Raw genomic sequence first — 14,867 nt, forward strand, 5'->3', positions numbered from 1 at the left:
AGTCCCCTCTACACTCGCCGGATACCGACCGCTCATGACTGCTGGGCGGTCGACGCGAGTAACGCTTTCAAGATCGCCGCCGGATCGGCCCGCTGTTGCTTGCGGTAATCCCCGACATGACGAACGAACAAGGTGGCCCGTGCGACCAGGCTATTGCCGAGCACGGGTTTGCGATTGAGTTCTTCCTTGACCCGCTGGAACTGCGCCTGGATCACCGCATCGGTGTAGCGCGTGGCCGTGGCCAGGTTGTCGATATAGATCGCCACCGCGCCATCCAGCGCACTGCTGCCGTTCTCGATGGCCACGGCGAACAGCTTGGCGGCGGTCTCGTCCTTGGCATCCACGGCCTGCTGGCGGCTCTTCTTCAGATTGGTCAGGCGAATGTTGTAGTTATTCACGGTCTCGGCCACCAGGGCCGCCGACTGGATCAGGTTGCCGGCGGCTTCTTCACGCTGGCGGGCGATCAACGAGACGTTGCGCTTGAGCTCTTCGTTGACCAGCCCCAACTCGGCCTGCAGCTTCGGATCGGTGCTGGCGGAAATGATCCCATCCAGGCGCTTGGTCGGGTCCTGGGCATCGTCGATGGCGTCGGTCAGGGACGCCAGTCGGCCTTCCTGCTGCCATTGGCTGAACAGTTCCTTGTAGCGCGAACGCGGCGCCGAAAGCGCGCCGACGGCCACGCGGAAACCGGTGGTCTCGTTGCTCTGCTCGGTACCATCGGCGGCGAACAACGGATACTCGCGGCGCATGCCGGTAAACAGCGTGCCTTCACCTTCCAGGTAGTTGCCGCCCTTGACCACGAAACCGCCATAGGTGCCCTGACGGCGTCCGGCATGCACCAGCTGGAACGACTCCTGGACCATTTGCGCGGCGTTGCCGATCACGTCGAACATCCCGATGGGGTTGGGCAACTTGGTGCCAATCGGCATCAGCCGTGCCGCCTGACCGGTGCCGCCGGCCACCTGGTTGAACACCGCGTAGTCGGACAGCGGCCCATCGCTGTCGCTACCCGCTACCCGCCGGGGGAACAAGCGCCCTTCCAGGTCCTGGCGACTGACCGCCTGGGCACCACGGGCCGCGAACTCCCACTCGACCTCGGTAGGCAGGCGGACAAAACCCAAACCGCCGTCCTCGGCCGCCGAGCCACGGCCGCTGACCGGCAGCAGGTCACGGTGATACTTCATCAACCAGGCGCTGTAGACCGCCGAGAAACGCTCGGCGTCGAAACGCGACACCTTGACCTTGGGCAAGCGCCCGGCCACACCGCTCGGTGCATCGCAGGCCGGCGCCGGTTCGCCGCTGGCCAGGGCGGGGGCCTGGGCCATCACCAGGGCGTACTGGCGCGCCGTCACCGGGTACTTGCCGATGAAATAGAACATCGGTTTGAGCGGCGAGTCGGCATCGGTCTTCGGCAAGGTCGGGGCAATCGATTTCTGCCAGGCGCCGGGCAGGTCCTTGAGGGTGAACTGACCGTTGATAAAGTCGCGGCGATAGCCGGAAATAAACGACTGCTTGTAGCCCGGTTCGTCCTCGCTGAACGGATAGCCAAGGCTGATCTCACGGTCGTCGAGGGTACCGCGCGCCAACACATAGACCGCGCGAAAGACCAGCTCGCCCTCGCAGGGCAGCGGCAGGCTGATGTCATCGGCCAGGGGCTTGGGGTTGTCGAGCTTTTCGCTGTCCTCATCGGCCCGCGCCCAGGAACCCAGGCACAGGGAAGCGACGAGAACCGCCAGGGCCGCGCTGCGCAACTTATACATCTCTGATTCCTTCCGAAGCTTCTATCCGCGCCACGCGCCAGCCCCCCAGGGCGGCAGCCAGAGCACAGACCGCCAACACGCTGAAAAGTGCCAGCAGGTAATGCGGCAACAGCAGGTGGCTGGCGTACTCGCCGGCCGCCTGCACGAATAAACGGTTCAGGCCCCACTCCGCCGCGCTGTAGAGCACACCGCTCAACAACGCCGCCAGCAGGCCGCTGTACAGCGCTTGCAGGACCACAAACAGCAACAGCGCGGCAGTGCCGAGACCGAGCAAGCGCAACACCGACAACTCGCGGCGCTTGCGCTCGACCGCCGCCAGGGCACCGGCGAAGATCGCCGCGAAGGCCCCCACCAGCGCCAGGCTGGCGATCACCCAGAACACGATGGACAAGTTGCGACTCAGCGACTGCACCTGGGCGATGGCCTGGGCCTGGGTCGAAACCAGCAGGTTGCGCTCGGCAAAATAACGCCGCAGCGGCTCGACATCGGTCAGCCCGCGGGCATACAGGCGAAACCCCGGATAGACCCGCTGCGCGGCGGTGCCCGCCGGCTCGCCGGCCCAGCCGAGCACCGGCACGCCACGGCCATCGCGATAATCCTCGGCGGCCTCCAGCAGGCCCAAAGGGGCGAACAACGCATCACGTTCGAACGCTTCCAGCGGCAGCACCGCCTGCACCTGGATCTGCGTGTGGCGGCTTTCCAGGCGACCGGCCACTTGCCGGCCGAAAGACACCTGCAACCAATCGCCGGCCTTCACCCCGAGCTTCTCCGCCGCCGTCTGGCTGAGCAGCATCGCCGCCAGGCCCACTGGCGCGGGCACGCTGCCAAGCAATGGATCGCCATCGGCGGTGGGCAACATTTCTACGTTGACCACCGGGTCCTGGGCGCTGCTTGACAGGTCGGCGGTCGCGGCGATCTGCCGGGTCCGCGGCAGGGCAAAGGCGACATCCTCACGCCGCCCCAGCCCGGCGATAAACGCCGCACTGAAGCGCCCGCCGCCAAGGGGAATGATCTCGCGCACCGTCGGGTCACGCTCCAGGCGTTCGGTGAGGCTGCTGACCAGGCCGAACTTGAGGCCGAACAGCACCAGCAACGGCGCGATCACCGCCACCAGCGCCAACACCGCGCAAGCCGACAGCCGCCAGTCGACGCGATAATCCTGCCAGGCCAGGCTGGCGACCAGGACAGCGCGGGTCATGGCGTCACCTCCAGGGTCGCGGTGACGCCGCCATCGCCATCGCGCCGGCAGGCGATGCGCAACACCGGCACACCCAGTTCGCGCACCAGGGCTTCGTCGTGGGTCGCAATCACGCAACAGGCGCCCTGCTCCCGGGCTTGGTTCAACAGCAATTGCATGACCCGCCCGGCATTCAGCGGATCAAGGGCGGCGGTCGGTTCATCGGCCAGCAGCAGCCGTGGCCCATGGGCCAGCGCCCGGGCACAACTGACCCGCTGGCGCTGGCCGACGGAAAGCGCCTGGGGCTTCTTGTCCAACTGATCGGCGATCTCCAGCTGCTCGGCGAGCCGCTGGACGCTGCCGTCCTCCTTCAGGCCCAACAGTCGACGCGACAAGGCGATATTCCCGCGCACATCGAGAAAGCCGAGCAGGCCGCCGGTCTGCAGCACATAGCCGAGCTGCTGGCTGCGCAGGGTCGCCAGGCGCTCGTGCTGGCCCTGGCGCCAAAGCGCGGCGATATCCTGCGCCCCCGCCGAATCGTCGAAAACAAACAACCCGGCCCGGTCCGGCGCCAAGACCAGCGCCAACAGATCGAGCAAGGTGCTTTTGCCACAACCGCTAGGCCCGACCACCGCCCATTGCGCGCCGGGTACCAGGCTCAGACGCGGCACCTCCAGGCTGTAGCGCTGGGCGCCCTCGCCCCGCGTCTTGCGCACCTCGCGCAGACTGATCATCACGGCAACGTCGACAAAGGCACGCGGTACAGCGCGTCACCCGGCTCGGCATCGCCGAACCGGACCCAGTTGGCCACATCGTTGTGGAAGGTTTCGTAGAGGCGGATCTTCGAGTCCAGTTCGTCGATAAAGTCTTCCTGCTCGGCCACGCTCAGCGACAGCCAGAGGTCCTGGGTCATGTTCAGCGACTTGCTGCGGTACGGCAGGCCTTCCAGGTACTCGCCGAGAATGCCGCCGTCGGCCAGGTTGCCGCCCTTGCGCAAGGCCTGCGGATCGCGGCTCATGTAGGCACTGGCGCTGGCGATTTCCTGGAAGAAATCCTTGGGCGAGGTCTGGGTCTTGCGCGCCGCCTCGACGATCAGTTTCAGCGACTGTTGCAGCTCGTTGAGCTGCAGCTTGGTCAGCATCACGCAGACCTGGAACGCCGGCAGCGCCGGGTTGGTCAGGTCGCGGTCGGCGGTCCAGGCGCTGACCAGTTGCGGCGCCTGGCTGGCGGCCTTGTGGCCAAGGAAATCCATGTGCATCGCATAACCGATGGCCGCCGTTTTGTCCGCCAGGCTCGGCGACGCTGCCAACAGCGGCACGGCCTGGGTCTGGTTGCTGCGCACCTGGTGCACCAGGTTGGCGAACACCGAGCCGATCTCGCCGACCCGCTCGCCCAGCTTGTGCACGTCGCCGCCCTGGACCGGGATATACAGGTCGCCGATCTGCGGGTTGGCATCGGCGGTCAGGGTCCGGTACTGCTGCTCGGCGAAGGCATGGTTCTTCTTCCCGGCATCGCTGCGCAGGTGCAGCGCATAGATCTTGATCTGCTTGCCCAGCGCGGCCTGGCGGATCTCCGCTTCGTTCATCTTGGTGCTGCTGTAGGGGTCGTTCTTGCGCAACGAACCGGCATCGGTGACCAGCAGGATCAGCCGGCCGCCGTAGCCCGACCAGTCCATGCCGTCGACCGCCTGCATGACCCCGGCGAAGGAGTCCTCGTTGAACGAATGACTGGAGATCGTCGACGCTTTCACATCCCGCGCCAACTCCAGGAAGCGCTCCGGGTCGCGGCCTTGGTCGAGGGTCACCAGGGTCTTGGTCAGGTACTGCAGGCCCGGGGTTTTCTGGATATTGTTGCGAAAGCCGATCAGGCCGAAGCTCACGCTGTCCAACTCGCCACGCTGGGCAATCTGGCTTTGCAGCTCGTGGACCACGTCGCGGACCTGATCGATATACGGCTGCATCGACTCCGTGGTGTCCACCACCAGCACGATGGCCGTGCGGAATGTGTCGGCCGCAACGGCCGGGGCGCCACCGTTGCCGAGGGCTTTCGGCGTGCTGCCGGGGTCGATGGAGGCGACATTGAGCAACTGAACCGACTGGCCGTTTTCATCCAGGCTTTCGCGCGAATCGAAAATCGGCAGCAGGTAGAACTGGTTCTGTGGTACCGCGCTGGCCGCCGGTTCCAGGGCCAGGACACGCTGGTCGTCCTGCGGATTTTTCTGCGCATTGAGCAGCAGATTTTTCGCCGCCGAAGGGTTGGCCAGCAACTTGTCGATATCGGCGGCATCACGCAGGAACATCACCGGCGCGCGCCCGGAACGTTCGGTGAATTTCAGGACCAGGCTCTGTTTCCAGTCGCTGACCGCGTCCTGCGGCAACCAGCCTTCACTGCGCCCGTCGCTGGCCGCGCCGACCCGCAGCCAGGTGCTGCCATCGACGGTCTTGCGCTGGTACACGTAGAGCACCGAGAACGCCGGCAGTGGCTTGTCCGACCTGGCCCCCGGCTCGCTGGCAAAACTCGCCCCGGGCTTGCTCAGGACCCGCTGGAACAGGGTTTTCTTGCCGGCCATCAACAAGGGGCGCAGGCCGCCGTCGAGATCTGCCGCCACGGACTGGGTCACGTTGGGCGGCTGGGCCGGCGGCGGGTTGGAAGCCGGTGGTGGATTCGATACCAACGGCGTTTTTGCCGGAGGCTGCGCCGCCGTGCTCGGCGTCGCGGGATGACTGTCACGCCCCAACCACCAGTAACCGGCGCCCGCCAAACCAAGGGCGGCAGCCACCGCCACGGCGACCAGCGTCAGCACCGGGCCGCGCCGTTGTCCGGACTCGGCGGAATGGTCGAGCACCGGCGTTGCAGCGGGTCGTGGAGTCGGCGCAGGTGTCGGGGCCGCAGTGGGAATCTCGATCGACACTGGTGTCAGCCCGCCCAGATCGCCGGCCGCAGTCGGGGTCCGCGACACAATCGCCAATGGCTGGACCAGGGTCGCGTCGAGGTTGTCCGCCGGCAGGTTATCCAGCGCCCGCAGCAAGGCCGCCGCATCGGCGAAACGCTCCGCCGGGTCCTTGGCCAGCAACTGGCGCAGGATCTCCTGGTAGCGCCCATGCTGGAGCGGCAACTCCGGCATTGGCTCGGTCAGGTGCGCCAGGGCCGTGGACAGCGCGTCGGTGCCGATATAAGGCAACTTGCCGACCAGGATTTCATAGAGCACCACCCCTAGCGCATACAGGTCGGAACGCCCGTCGAGATCCTGCCCCCGGGCCTGCTCCGGGCTCATATAGCTTGGCGTGCCCACGGCAAACCCGGCCTGGGTGAACTGGGTGCGGTCATCCAGTGACTTGGCGATACCGAAGTCCGAGAGCACCGCCGCGCCGTCGGCGCGAAACAGGATGTTGGCCGGTTTCACATCGCGGTGCACCAGCCCGAGGGCATGGGCATAGCCCAGGGCCGAAGCGATCTGGCGGACATACACCAGGCCCTGCTCCGGGTTCAACCCGGCCGCGATCCGCTCTTTGAGCGTACCGTTGGGCAGGTACTCCATGGCCATGTAGTAGAGCTCGCCGACATTGCCGATGTCGTGGATGGTCACCGTGTTCGGATGTGACAGCCGCGCCAGGGTCCGGCCTTCGCGCAGGAAACGCTCGCAGAAGGTCGAGTCGGCGGCCAGCGCGGCCGCCATCACTTTCAGCGCCACCTTGCGCTCCAGCGACCGTTGGGTCGCCAGGTAGACGGTTGCCATGGCGCCTTCGCCAATCTCCTCGCCTATATCGAATCCGGGAATCAGAATTTCCATGGTGTCGGGGGTCTTCAGATGGCTTTGACGACAATCGCCGTGATGTTGTCGGGGGCGCCCCGGGTCAGGCCCAGGTGCACCAGGCTGCGGACCACGTCGTAGGGGTCGGCATGCACCAGTACATCGCGGATCTCGGCGTCTTCGGCGGTCTTGTTCAGGCCGTCGCTGCATAACAGATAGGTGTCGCCGGGCAGTACCTGAAACGGCACCATCGACAGCTCCAGTTGCGCTTCCACGCCAATCGCCCGGGTGACGATATTCGCCCGTGGGTGCACCCGTGCCTCGGCCTCGCTGAGCAGGCCACTGTCCTGCAGGTCCTGGACGTAGCTGTGATCGCGGGAAACGCCCTCCAACTGACCGTCACGCAGGCGATACAGGCGACTGTCGCCGGCCCACAGGCAAACGCCCTCGCTCCCGCGTACCGCCAACAGCACCACGGTACTGCCCATCATCGCCACGCCGCGGTTGGCGGTTTCCTCGCGCACGGCAGCGTTGACCTCGGCCAGCCGCGTACGCAAGGCCGAGGTGTAGACCGCCAGGGAGTCCGAAGGTGGGATGCGGCGCAGGGTGTCGACAATCAGGCTACTGACATAGTCCCCCGCCGCGTGCCCGCCCATGCCGTCGGCCACTACCCAGAGCCCGGCGCCGGGCAATTCCAGGAAGGCGTCTTCGTTGATCTGGCGGACCATGCCGACATGGCTGTAGCTGGCCGACTGGTAAGTGATTGCAGGTGCGTGAGCCATCTAGGTCGATGCCCCCTTGCCCAGAAGGAAACTGCCGAAATCGACGGTCGCCGGCAGACCCGCGCAGCGCATCAGGCCCGCCTCGATCCGCTGCGAACCACGTCCCCACCAGAGGCTGCTGCCGATACAGGCCTGTTCGGCCAGGGCGTTGACGCGGCTCAACGCATCGAGCGCAGCCAGGCGTTGCAACCCGGCAAAATCGCTGGAGGGTGCCCGGTTGGCGAACGGCAGACCACCCAGCGCCTCGATCGCCTGATCAAACACCTCGAACCCGGCGCCTTCTTCCAGGGTCGCCAGCAACAGGACCTCGACCTGCTCGAACCAGGCGTCCGCGCCGCCGACCACCGCCGCCAGGGCGTGGCCGGGATCGAGGGACTGGGCCACGGTCAACGGAAAGTAGCGGCCGACCCGGTCGATGCTCGGCATCAACACCCCGGCCACCGCGTCCGGCCCGCAGACACCCGGCGCCAGCACAAAGCGCCAGAGCGGGCTGACCAGGTAGACGTTCAGCCAGTCAGCACCGAGTTGCTGCTGGCTGGCGAGCAACCCCGAAGCCAGCCAGGCATCCCAAGGCTGGATAAAGCTCTGCGGCAGGCCGCGGCTGACAAAGTCGCCGCGACTGGCCAGCTTGCCGTAGAAACCCACCGTCGTCATAACCGCTCCGGCAGGCTGAAGCCATTGAGCACGCGGCTCTTGAAAGGGTTGAAGGCGCTGCTGGCACGCAACTCGTAGGAGATGCTCGCGCCGTCCACCCGCAACCGCAGGTTGAAACGATCCGGCGCATTGCCGGCCACCAGGTCCGATTGCTCCAGCAGACGGAACCAGGCCCAAGGTCCGTCCAGGGTGATCGCGGAGCGCCCGCTGGACGAAGGTGGCGAAATCGACAAACGCACCACGCCGACGCTGCCGGGGTTCGGCCATTGCATCGCCACCGGCCGGCTCGGGCCGTGGTCATAGCCGACCTGCTGGCCGTCGAGTTCGAGCTGGAACTGGGTGATGGAGGCGTCCATCGCCACCGGCTTGAGTTCGAAACGTACGGTCGGCTGGGTGCCGCCCGAGCGGAAGAACGCATCGCGAATCGCCGCGGCGCGCTGGAAGGTCTGCAGCACGCCCGGCGCAATACCGAGTTTCTGCGCCGCCCCCGGCTGCCAGCGCCAAGGGGTCGCCGAGGTGTCGACGTAAGGCTGCAGGTACTTGCGGAAATAGTTGTCCATCACCCCGCCGACCCCGAAGAACAGGCCGAAGTCCTCCAGCGTCGCATCCCGGGCACTGCCGGGGGCCAACGGATAACGGCCGCTGAGGGATTGCCGGTAGACGTTGACCACTTCGCTGGTCCAGGCCGCGTTCAGTTGGTTGCGCACCCCGCCCATCATGCTGTTGGTGGTCGAGCTGACCACCGACTTGACCAAGCCCTGGACCAGCGGCGGCTGGCGCTCGGCGTTCAGGCTGACCCGCGTGGCGGCGGCCGAGGCCTGGTTCTTCGCCTCGCCGAGCAGGGCATCGCCGCTGGCGCCGGACATGGCGCTGACCTGCACATAGAGCGCATTCAGGTCCGCCAGCAAGGCATCGATCGCCGCTGGCTCGCCTTCGCCCTTGTTGACCAGGGCATTGAGTTCGGCGAAGTGCGCGCTCACCGGGTCCTGCGTTTCCACTGGCGCGCTGTTGCCCGCCGGCTGTTCCTGACCCAACAAAGAGCCCAGGCGTTGCTTGAGCTGGTCGACATTGCCTTCGACCGGTTTGCCCTGGGCCGCCAGCAAGCGTTCTTCCTGTTGCAGATCGGTTTCCTTGGCCACCGCCAGCAGCAGCTTCTTCAGCGGCGAGGTCGGCCCGGAAATCACCCGCAGCACATCGGAGGCCTGGGCCACGCTGGTGATCGGCACGAAGTCGATATCGGCGAGCAAGGCATCCCACTGGCGCAGGTAGTCCTGGAAATACAGGCGCCGCACATCCGCCGCCAGGCTGGCGACATTCTGCTGTTCGGCCGGGTCACGGCCCAGCACCCATTGTTCTTCGGCCACGGTATTGGCCTGGTTCAGGCTGGTCAGCAGGAAGGCCTGCCGATAGCCCTTGACGGTGAAGAAGCCGCTCAGCGGATCGCCCAGGGGCTTGCCGCTCTTGCGACTGAACACCAGCGCCGCATCACGCCCGGCGGCCTCGTTCAGACGGAAGTCCGGCACGCCGTCCGGCAGCTTCTGGCGCTTGACCCGGTCATAGACCCGCTGCGCCACCGGCAGTTGTTGCAGTTGGCGGCGCAGGTCGTCGATCAGCCGCTCGTCCAACCGAGCATTCGGTGGACGGCGATCAAACAGCGCTTGCAGGTGCTCGCCCAGGGCCACGCGCTGCTCCGGCGGCAGATCCCGCGGCAGGCTGCGGTCCCAGTCGAGGGCGATCCAGGCCTTGATGAACTGCGGGTCGTAATGCTCGTTGTCGGCCAGCATCAGGTAGGCTTTCAGGCCCTCGTAAAGGAAGTCCGAATTGCCGCCGCCGTGCAGTTGCTCCTCGACCCGGGTCAGCAGGCGCGGCGCGAACACCGCGATCAGCAATTTGCGATAGACGCTGGCGGACTCGGCTTCAAGCATGTCGCCCTGGTACAGGCCCAGGCCTTCGGCCCAGCCCGGCGCATCACCGGCCAGGTGCTTGACCGTATTGAGCAACGGCAACACCGCGAGCACCTCGCGTTGCGCCGGGCTGAGGTTCTGCACGCTCTGGCCCAGGGGCGCGACCTTCTGGTCGACCTGGGCGATATAGGCCTCGTTGGCGCGGAAGCTCACCCACCAGAGGGCGCCGACCACCAGCACCACCGCGACCGTGGTCGCCAGCACCGCGCGAGCCAGCCATTTGCGGCGCTGCTCGACCTTGGGATTGACCCCCACCAGCCCACGCTCGGCGAAAGCCACGGCGGTGAACAGCTTCTCGATGAAGTAGCTGCGCCCGCTACCGCTCTGGCGCGCCAGCTGCTGGCGATCCAGGTTCATGCTCTGGGCCATGGCACCGATCAGGCGGTCGATGGGGCTGCCTTCCTGGGTGCCGCTGGTGAAGTACACCCCACGCAACAAGGCGCGATCTTCATAGGCATTGGGCTTGAACACGCCGTCGAGGAAATCCTCCAGGCAGGTCTTCAACGCGCCGAACTGCTGCGGAAAACCGTAGATCAGGTCGCGCCGCGCCGGGTCACGTTCCTGTTGCAGACGCTCCACCAGCCGTGCGTTGAGACGTTGTTCGAGCCCCATGAACTCTTCTTGAAAACGCACCAGCGGACCGGCGGCGTTCTTGCCGTCGTCCAGCTCGAAGGTCATGCCCCAGACCTGGGCCCGCTCTTCCTTGCTCAGGGCATCGAAGAACTCCATGAACCCCGGCACCAGGTCGAGCTTGGTCAACATCAGGTAGATCGGGAAACGCACGCCGAGCTGGGTATACAGCTCCTGGATCCGCGCACGGATCGCCGTGGCATGGGCGGCGCGCTCGGCCTCGGTGCTGAGCAACAGGTCCGACAGGCTGATGGCGATAAAGGCACCATCGATAGGCCGCCGCGAACGCTGGGTTTTCAGCAGATCGAGGAAACCCAGCCAGGCCGCCTTGTCCACCTGGGCATGGCTGTCCTGGGTGGTGTAGCGGCCGGCGGTGTCCAGCAGCACGGCTTCGTCGGTAAACCACCAGTCGCAGTTGCGCGTACCGCCGACACCGCGAATCGCCCCGGCGCCGAACTGCGCAGCCAGGGGAAAATGCAGCCCGGAGTTGACCAGCGCGGTGGTCTTGCCCGAACCCGGTGGGCCAATGATCACGTACCACGGCAGCTCGTAGAGGTTGCGGCGTTCGTCGCCGCCGAGCTTGGCTTTCTTGAGCAGCGCCAGGGCCTCGGCCATGCGCTGACGCAGGGTCGCCAACTCTTCGGCGGTGGCGACACTGGCGGGGTCCGGCGGGGTTTCCGCGGCCAGGCTCTGCATGACCTTGGCTGCCTGGCGCCGGGCCTGGATCAGACGGAACACGCGGTAGCCGATCCATACCGCGAAGATCAGCACGATCAGCGTCCAGCGCCGACCTTCCGGCACCAGCACTTCCAGCAGCGGACCGACGAACCAGATGATCAGGCTCAGGGCGATCAGCCCCAGCAGCGGGATCACCCAGCGAATGACAAAACCGAAAAACGCCTTCACTCGACTCCCTCCGCCAAGACTGTGATTTCCACCCGACGATTCTTCGCCCGGCCCTCGGCCGTGGCATTCGAAGCCAGCGGCTCGGTGTCGCTACGCCCTTCGGCGCCGAAGCGCTCCGGCTGGCCGGTCTTCGCCACGAGGATCTGCAACACCTGCTCGGCTCGGGCCTGGGACAGCGCCCAATTGGACGGGAAGCGCAGGGTCGCGATGGGCCGGTTATCACTGTGCCCAGTGATCCGCACCTGGCCCTTCACTTTGCGAATGGCATCGGCGATGCGCAGCATCAGTGGCTGGTAGTCGTCGACGATGCTGGAGCTGGCCGAGGCGAACAGTTCGTCGCCGCGAATAGTCACCACCGAGCGGTCGACCTTGTCTTCCACGGCGACCTTGCCGGCCTTGATGTCATCGGCGAGGAAACCGGCCAGACGTGGTCGCTCCACCACCTTGGGCTGTACCACCGGACGGTCGATGGTCTGCACCGGGATCTCGCCCAGGGCATGGATATTGCGAAACACCGGCTCGGCGTCAGCGGCCAGCTTCAGGCGCAGACCGAACAGCAGGGCCAGCAACAGCGCCAAGCCAATGGCGATGCCGACCCAAGGTGGCATGAACTGACTCAGGCGATCACGCACCACCGTCAGGCCGCGCCAATGCGGCGACAGCTCGCGCTCATACTCGCCACGGGCACTGCGGATCGCCGCGCTGGTCCGTTCGCGCAGGGCATCGAGCTGGCTGCGACCGTCGATCATCACCCGGTAACGGCCTTCGAAGCCCAGGCAGATACACAGGTACAACAGCTCCAGCAGGTACAGGCGCTCGCGCGGGCTCTGCAGGCAATGGTCGAGCAACTGGAAGACCTTCTCGCCGCCCCAGGCTTCGTTGTGCACGGTGATCAGCAGGCTCTGCTTGCCCCAGTCGCCGGCACTGCCCCAAGGCGTGCTCAGCACCGCCTCGTCAAGGGCCGTGCACAGCGCGTAGCGCGCCAGCAACACATCGTTGCGCGCCACCCCGGCGCCTTCGGCACGTTCCTCGAACTGGCGCAGGTAAGCCAGCAACTGCGCCCGCAGGCTGGCCGGCGCCGGGTGCGCGATGGTGTTACGCAGGCGCGTCAGCAAGGCCAGCAAGGGGCCGGCGGCGCTCTCCAAGGGGTTCAGGCCTTGGGACTGACCGATCGGCAGCGGCGCGGCCGGCACCGACAGTGGCGCCACCGGTTCGGCGCGGGCGGGCTCCGGCGCCCGGCCACCGGGACGCGGCATGAACTGGGTACGGTCGTTGGCGGGCAGCGCTTGGCCCGACGGATCATCATTGGCATTCATCGCGGCTTATCCTCGGATTGCCCAGAAGGCCAGGTTCAAGCCGGGAAAATCGCCGGCGACATGGAAGGCGAAACCGCCGGAGTTCACCAGTTGCTTCCAGTGCTCGCTGCCGCGGTCGAGTTCGTAGTAGGTGGACCCGGCATGGAACGGAATCTGCCGCGGCGCCACCGGCAACGGCAGCAGGCCGATGCCCGGCAGCTGCAGGTTGACCAGGTCGCGGATGTGCTCCACCGAACCCACCTTGCTCTGCTGGGCGAAGCGCCCGCGCAGGGTTTCGCTGGGGATATCGGCGCGCACCACGAGGATGAAGCTGGCGCTGTCGATCAGGCTGCGATCGGCCAGCATCGCCACGTGGATACCGTAGGCTTTCTCGACAATCGGAATCGGCGTCGCCTTGCTGTCGATCAGCATCGACAGGGCTTCGCGCAGGGCCTGCATGACCGGCGCAAAGCTCAACGCCAGGTCGTCGTGTTGATACACCGGGAACGCGGCCGGGCGCCGAGCGCTGCTGGAGAACGTGGAAAACTCGCCGGCCAGGCTCACCAGTTCGCTGTACAAGCGCTCCGGGTGCAAGGGGCTGATCTGGTTCAAATGGCTGATCAATGGCTGGGCGCGGTTGACCAGTTGCAACAGCATGAAATCGGCAATCTCCGAGGCACCGCCGGCGCCCGAGGCCACCACCCGCCCGGCCAGGGCTTCGCCACGCTGGTGCAGCAGGCCCAGCAGTTCACTGCGGAACGCCGTCAGCGGTTTGCTCGCGGCCACATCGAGCACTGGCGGCACATAGCTGTCGTCGAGGACCAGGGCGCGGTCGGCGCGTTTCTCCTTGACCCGCACCAGACCGATGGCGGCGTAGTCGCCCAGGCCATCCTCGGCGGTCAGCAGGCGCAAGGCCCGCGAACCCAAGGCTACCGGCGCGCGGTTCTCGAATGGCGCGTTGTCGTCGCGGACTTCGCGGACCTGGCTCAGGTAACGTGCGCCACCCAGTGCCTCGCCTTCGTCGACGGTGTCCCGCGAGCCCGCACGCTTGAGCGGCAAGGCCAGGTAGACCAGGCCGTCGCGCAGGCTTGCATCGATGGTCAGCGGGCTCGGCGCCAGATCATCGTGAGGGATGTTGAACGGCGTGCCGTCCGGCAGCAGGCCCCGGGCCGAGACGATGGCCAGCTTGCCCTGGGCCAGCAGGCCCTGGTCGATCAGCAGCTCGGAAAAACCCCAGGCGCCGACGGTCAGGGGCCGGCTGCGCGCGTCGATCAGGTTTTCCAGATAACGGTCATGCTGCTGGAAGTGCTGCGTTCCAATGAACATGCCTTCCGACCAGACCACTCGATTGTTCCAGGACATGGCTTCTCCGTTTGCCTAGGGGGCGGTGCGGGTTGGGGTCACGACGATGGCGCTGCGCACGGCGCGCACATCGAGGCTGATCTGATAGTCGTTGAGCTGCTTGGGCACGATGGTCAGCAACGTGCGCCAGAGCGCCTGGTCGATTTCGCGGTAGCCCACCACCAGGCCGACCTGGCGGGTCGCGGGGTTGAGTACCCGCTCGATGTCCAACTGCTCGCCGGGCTGGACCAGAACTTCATCCTGATCGATCAGGTCCACGCCGAGGGTCGCCTGGGCGCGGTCGGCCAGGGCGAAGTAGTCGGCGCGGTTGAAGTTGGCGCTGTTCTTCAGCTCGAAAATCCGCACGCGCACGGGGGCGGGCACGCCATCGGCACCGGGGTTGAGCCCGGCAATGGCATGGAAATGCAGAGAAGCGGTAGCGCTATCGGCAACAGGCGCGTCGGCGGGCGCTGGGGTTGGGGCTGCCGCGTCCTTGGCACATGCGCCGAGCAGCAGCGTGAGGGCTGCGGCCAGTAAAACTCGGTGAATCATCCTGCGTCCTCAATGACGTTATGAACTTTCCGTTAAATCCTGTTTTGCGACCAAC

At 66.2% G+C, this 14,867-nt stretch carries 10 protein-coding genes; all 10 read right to left on the reverse strand.

Annotation, left to right across the window (positions count from 1 at the left end; genetic code table 11):
* Positions 1-32: 32 nt before the first annotated feature.
* Genes AC07T0_RS05100 through tssJ form a run of 10 tightly spaced genes read right to left on the reverse strand, consistent with a single transcriptional unit; the run spans position 33 to position 14,812 of the window.
* Positions 33-1,760 carry a formylglycine-generating enzyme family protein gene (locus AC07T0_RS05100; protein ID WP_495000139.1) on the reverse strand — a complete coding sequence of 576 codons (1,728 nt, stop codon included), beginning with the start codon at positions 1,758-1,760 and terminating at the stop codon, positions 33-35.
* A complete protein-coding gene (locus tag AC07T0_RS05105; RefSeq protein WP_495000140.1) occupies positions 1,753-2,958 on the reverse strand; it encodes an FtsX-like permease family protein in 1,206 nt (401 codons plus the stop codon). The genes AC07T0_RS05100 and AC07T0_RS05105 overlap by 8 nt, the downstream gene beginning before the upstream one ends.
* Positions 2,955-3,671, reverse strand: a complete 717-nt coding sequence (locus AC07T0_RS05110) for an ABC transporter ATP-binding protein (protein WP_495000300.1) — start codon at positions 3,669-3,671, stop codon at positions 2,955-2,957. The genes AC07T0_RS05105 and AC07T0_RS05110 overlap by 4 nt, the downstream gene beginning before the upstream one ends.
* On the reverse strand, positions 3,671-6,727 hold the full coding sequence (locus AC07T0_RS05115) for a serine/threonine-protein kinase (protein WP_495000141.1): 3,057 nt from the start codon (positions 6,725-6,727) through the stop codon (positions 3,671-3,673). Before AC07T0_RS05115 ends, AC07T0_RS05110 begins: the two co-directional genes overlap by 1 nt.
* A gap of 14 nt (positions 6,728-6,741) precedes the next feature.
* Entirely contained in the window at positions 6,742-7,470 is a 729-nt protein-coding gene (locus tag AC07T0_RS05120) for a PP2C family protein-serine/threonine phosphatase (protein ID WP_495000142.1), read from the reverse strand.
* Positions 7,471-8,124, reverse strand: a complete 654-nt coding sequence (gene tagF, locus AC07T0_RS05125) for a type VI secretion system-associated protein TagF (RefSeq protein ID WP_495000143.1) — start codon at positions 8,122-8,124, stop codon at positions 7,471-7,473.
* Positions 8,121-11,624, reverse strand: a complete 3,504-nt coding sequence (gene tssM / locus AC07T0_RS05130) for a type VI secretion system membrane subunit TssM (protein ID WP_495000144.1) — start codon at positions 11,622-11,624, stop codon at positions 8,121-8,123. Before tssM ends, tagF begins: the two co-directional genes overlap by 4 nt.
* On the reverse strand, positions 11,621-12,940 hold the full coding sequence (locus AC07T0_RS05135) for a DotU family type VI secretion system protein (protein WP_495000145.1): 1,320 nt from the start codon (positions 12,938-12,940) through the stop codon (positions 11,621-11,623). The genes tssM and AC07T0_RS05135 overlap by 4 nt, the downstream gene beginning before the upstream one ends.
* A 6-nt stretch (positions 12,941-12,946) precedes the next feature.
* The gene (gene tssK / locus AC07T0_RS05140; protein WP_495000146.1) at positions 12,947-14,281 is read right to left on the reverse strand and encodes a type VI secretion system baseplate subunit TssK; all 1,335 of its coding nucleotides are present in this window, start codon (positions 14,279-14,281) and stop codon (positions 12,947-12,949) included.
* 15 nt (positions 14,282-14,296) lie between these two features.
* A complete protein-coding gene (tssJ, locus tag AC07T0_RS05145) occupies positions 14,297-14,812 on the reverse strand; it encodes a type VI secretion system lipoprotein TssJ (RefSeq protein ID WP_495000147.1) in 516 nt (171 codons plus the stop codon).
* Positions 14,813-14,867: the final 55 nt, after the last annotated feature.

It is taken from the genome of Pseudomonas sp. GW821-FHT04D07 (assembly GCF_059420225.1).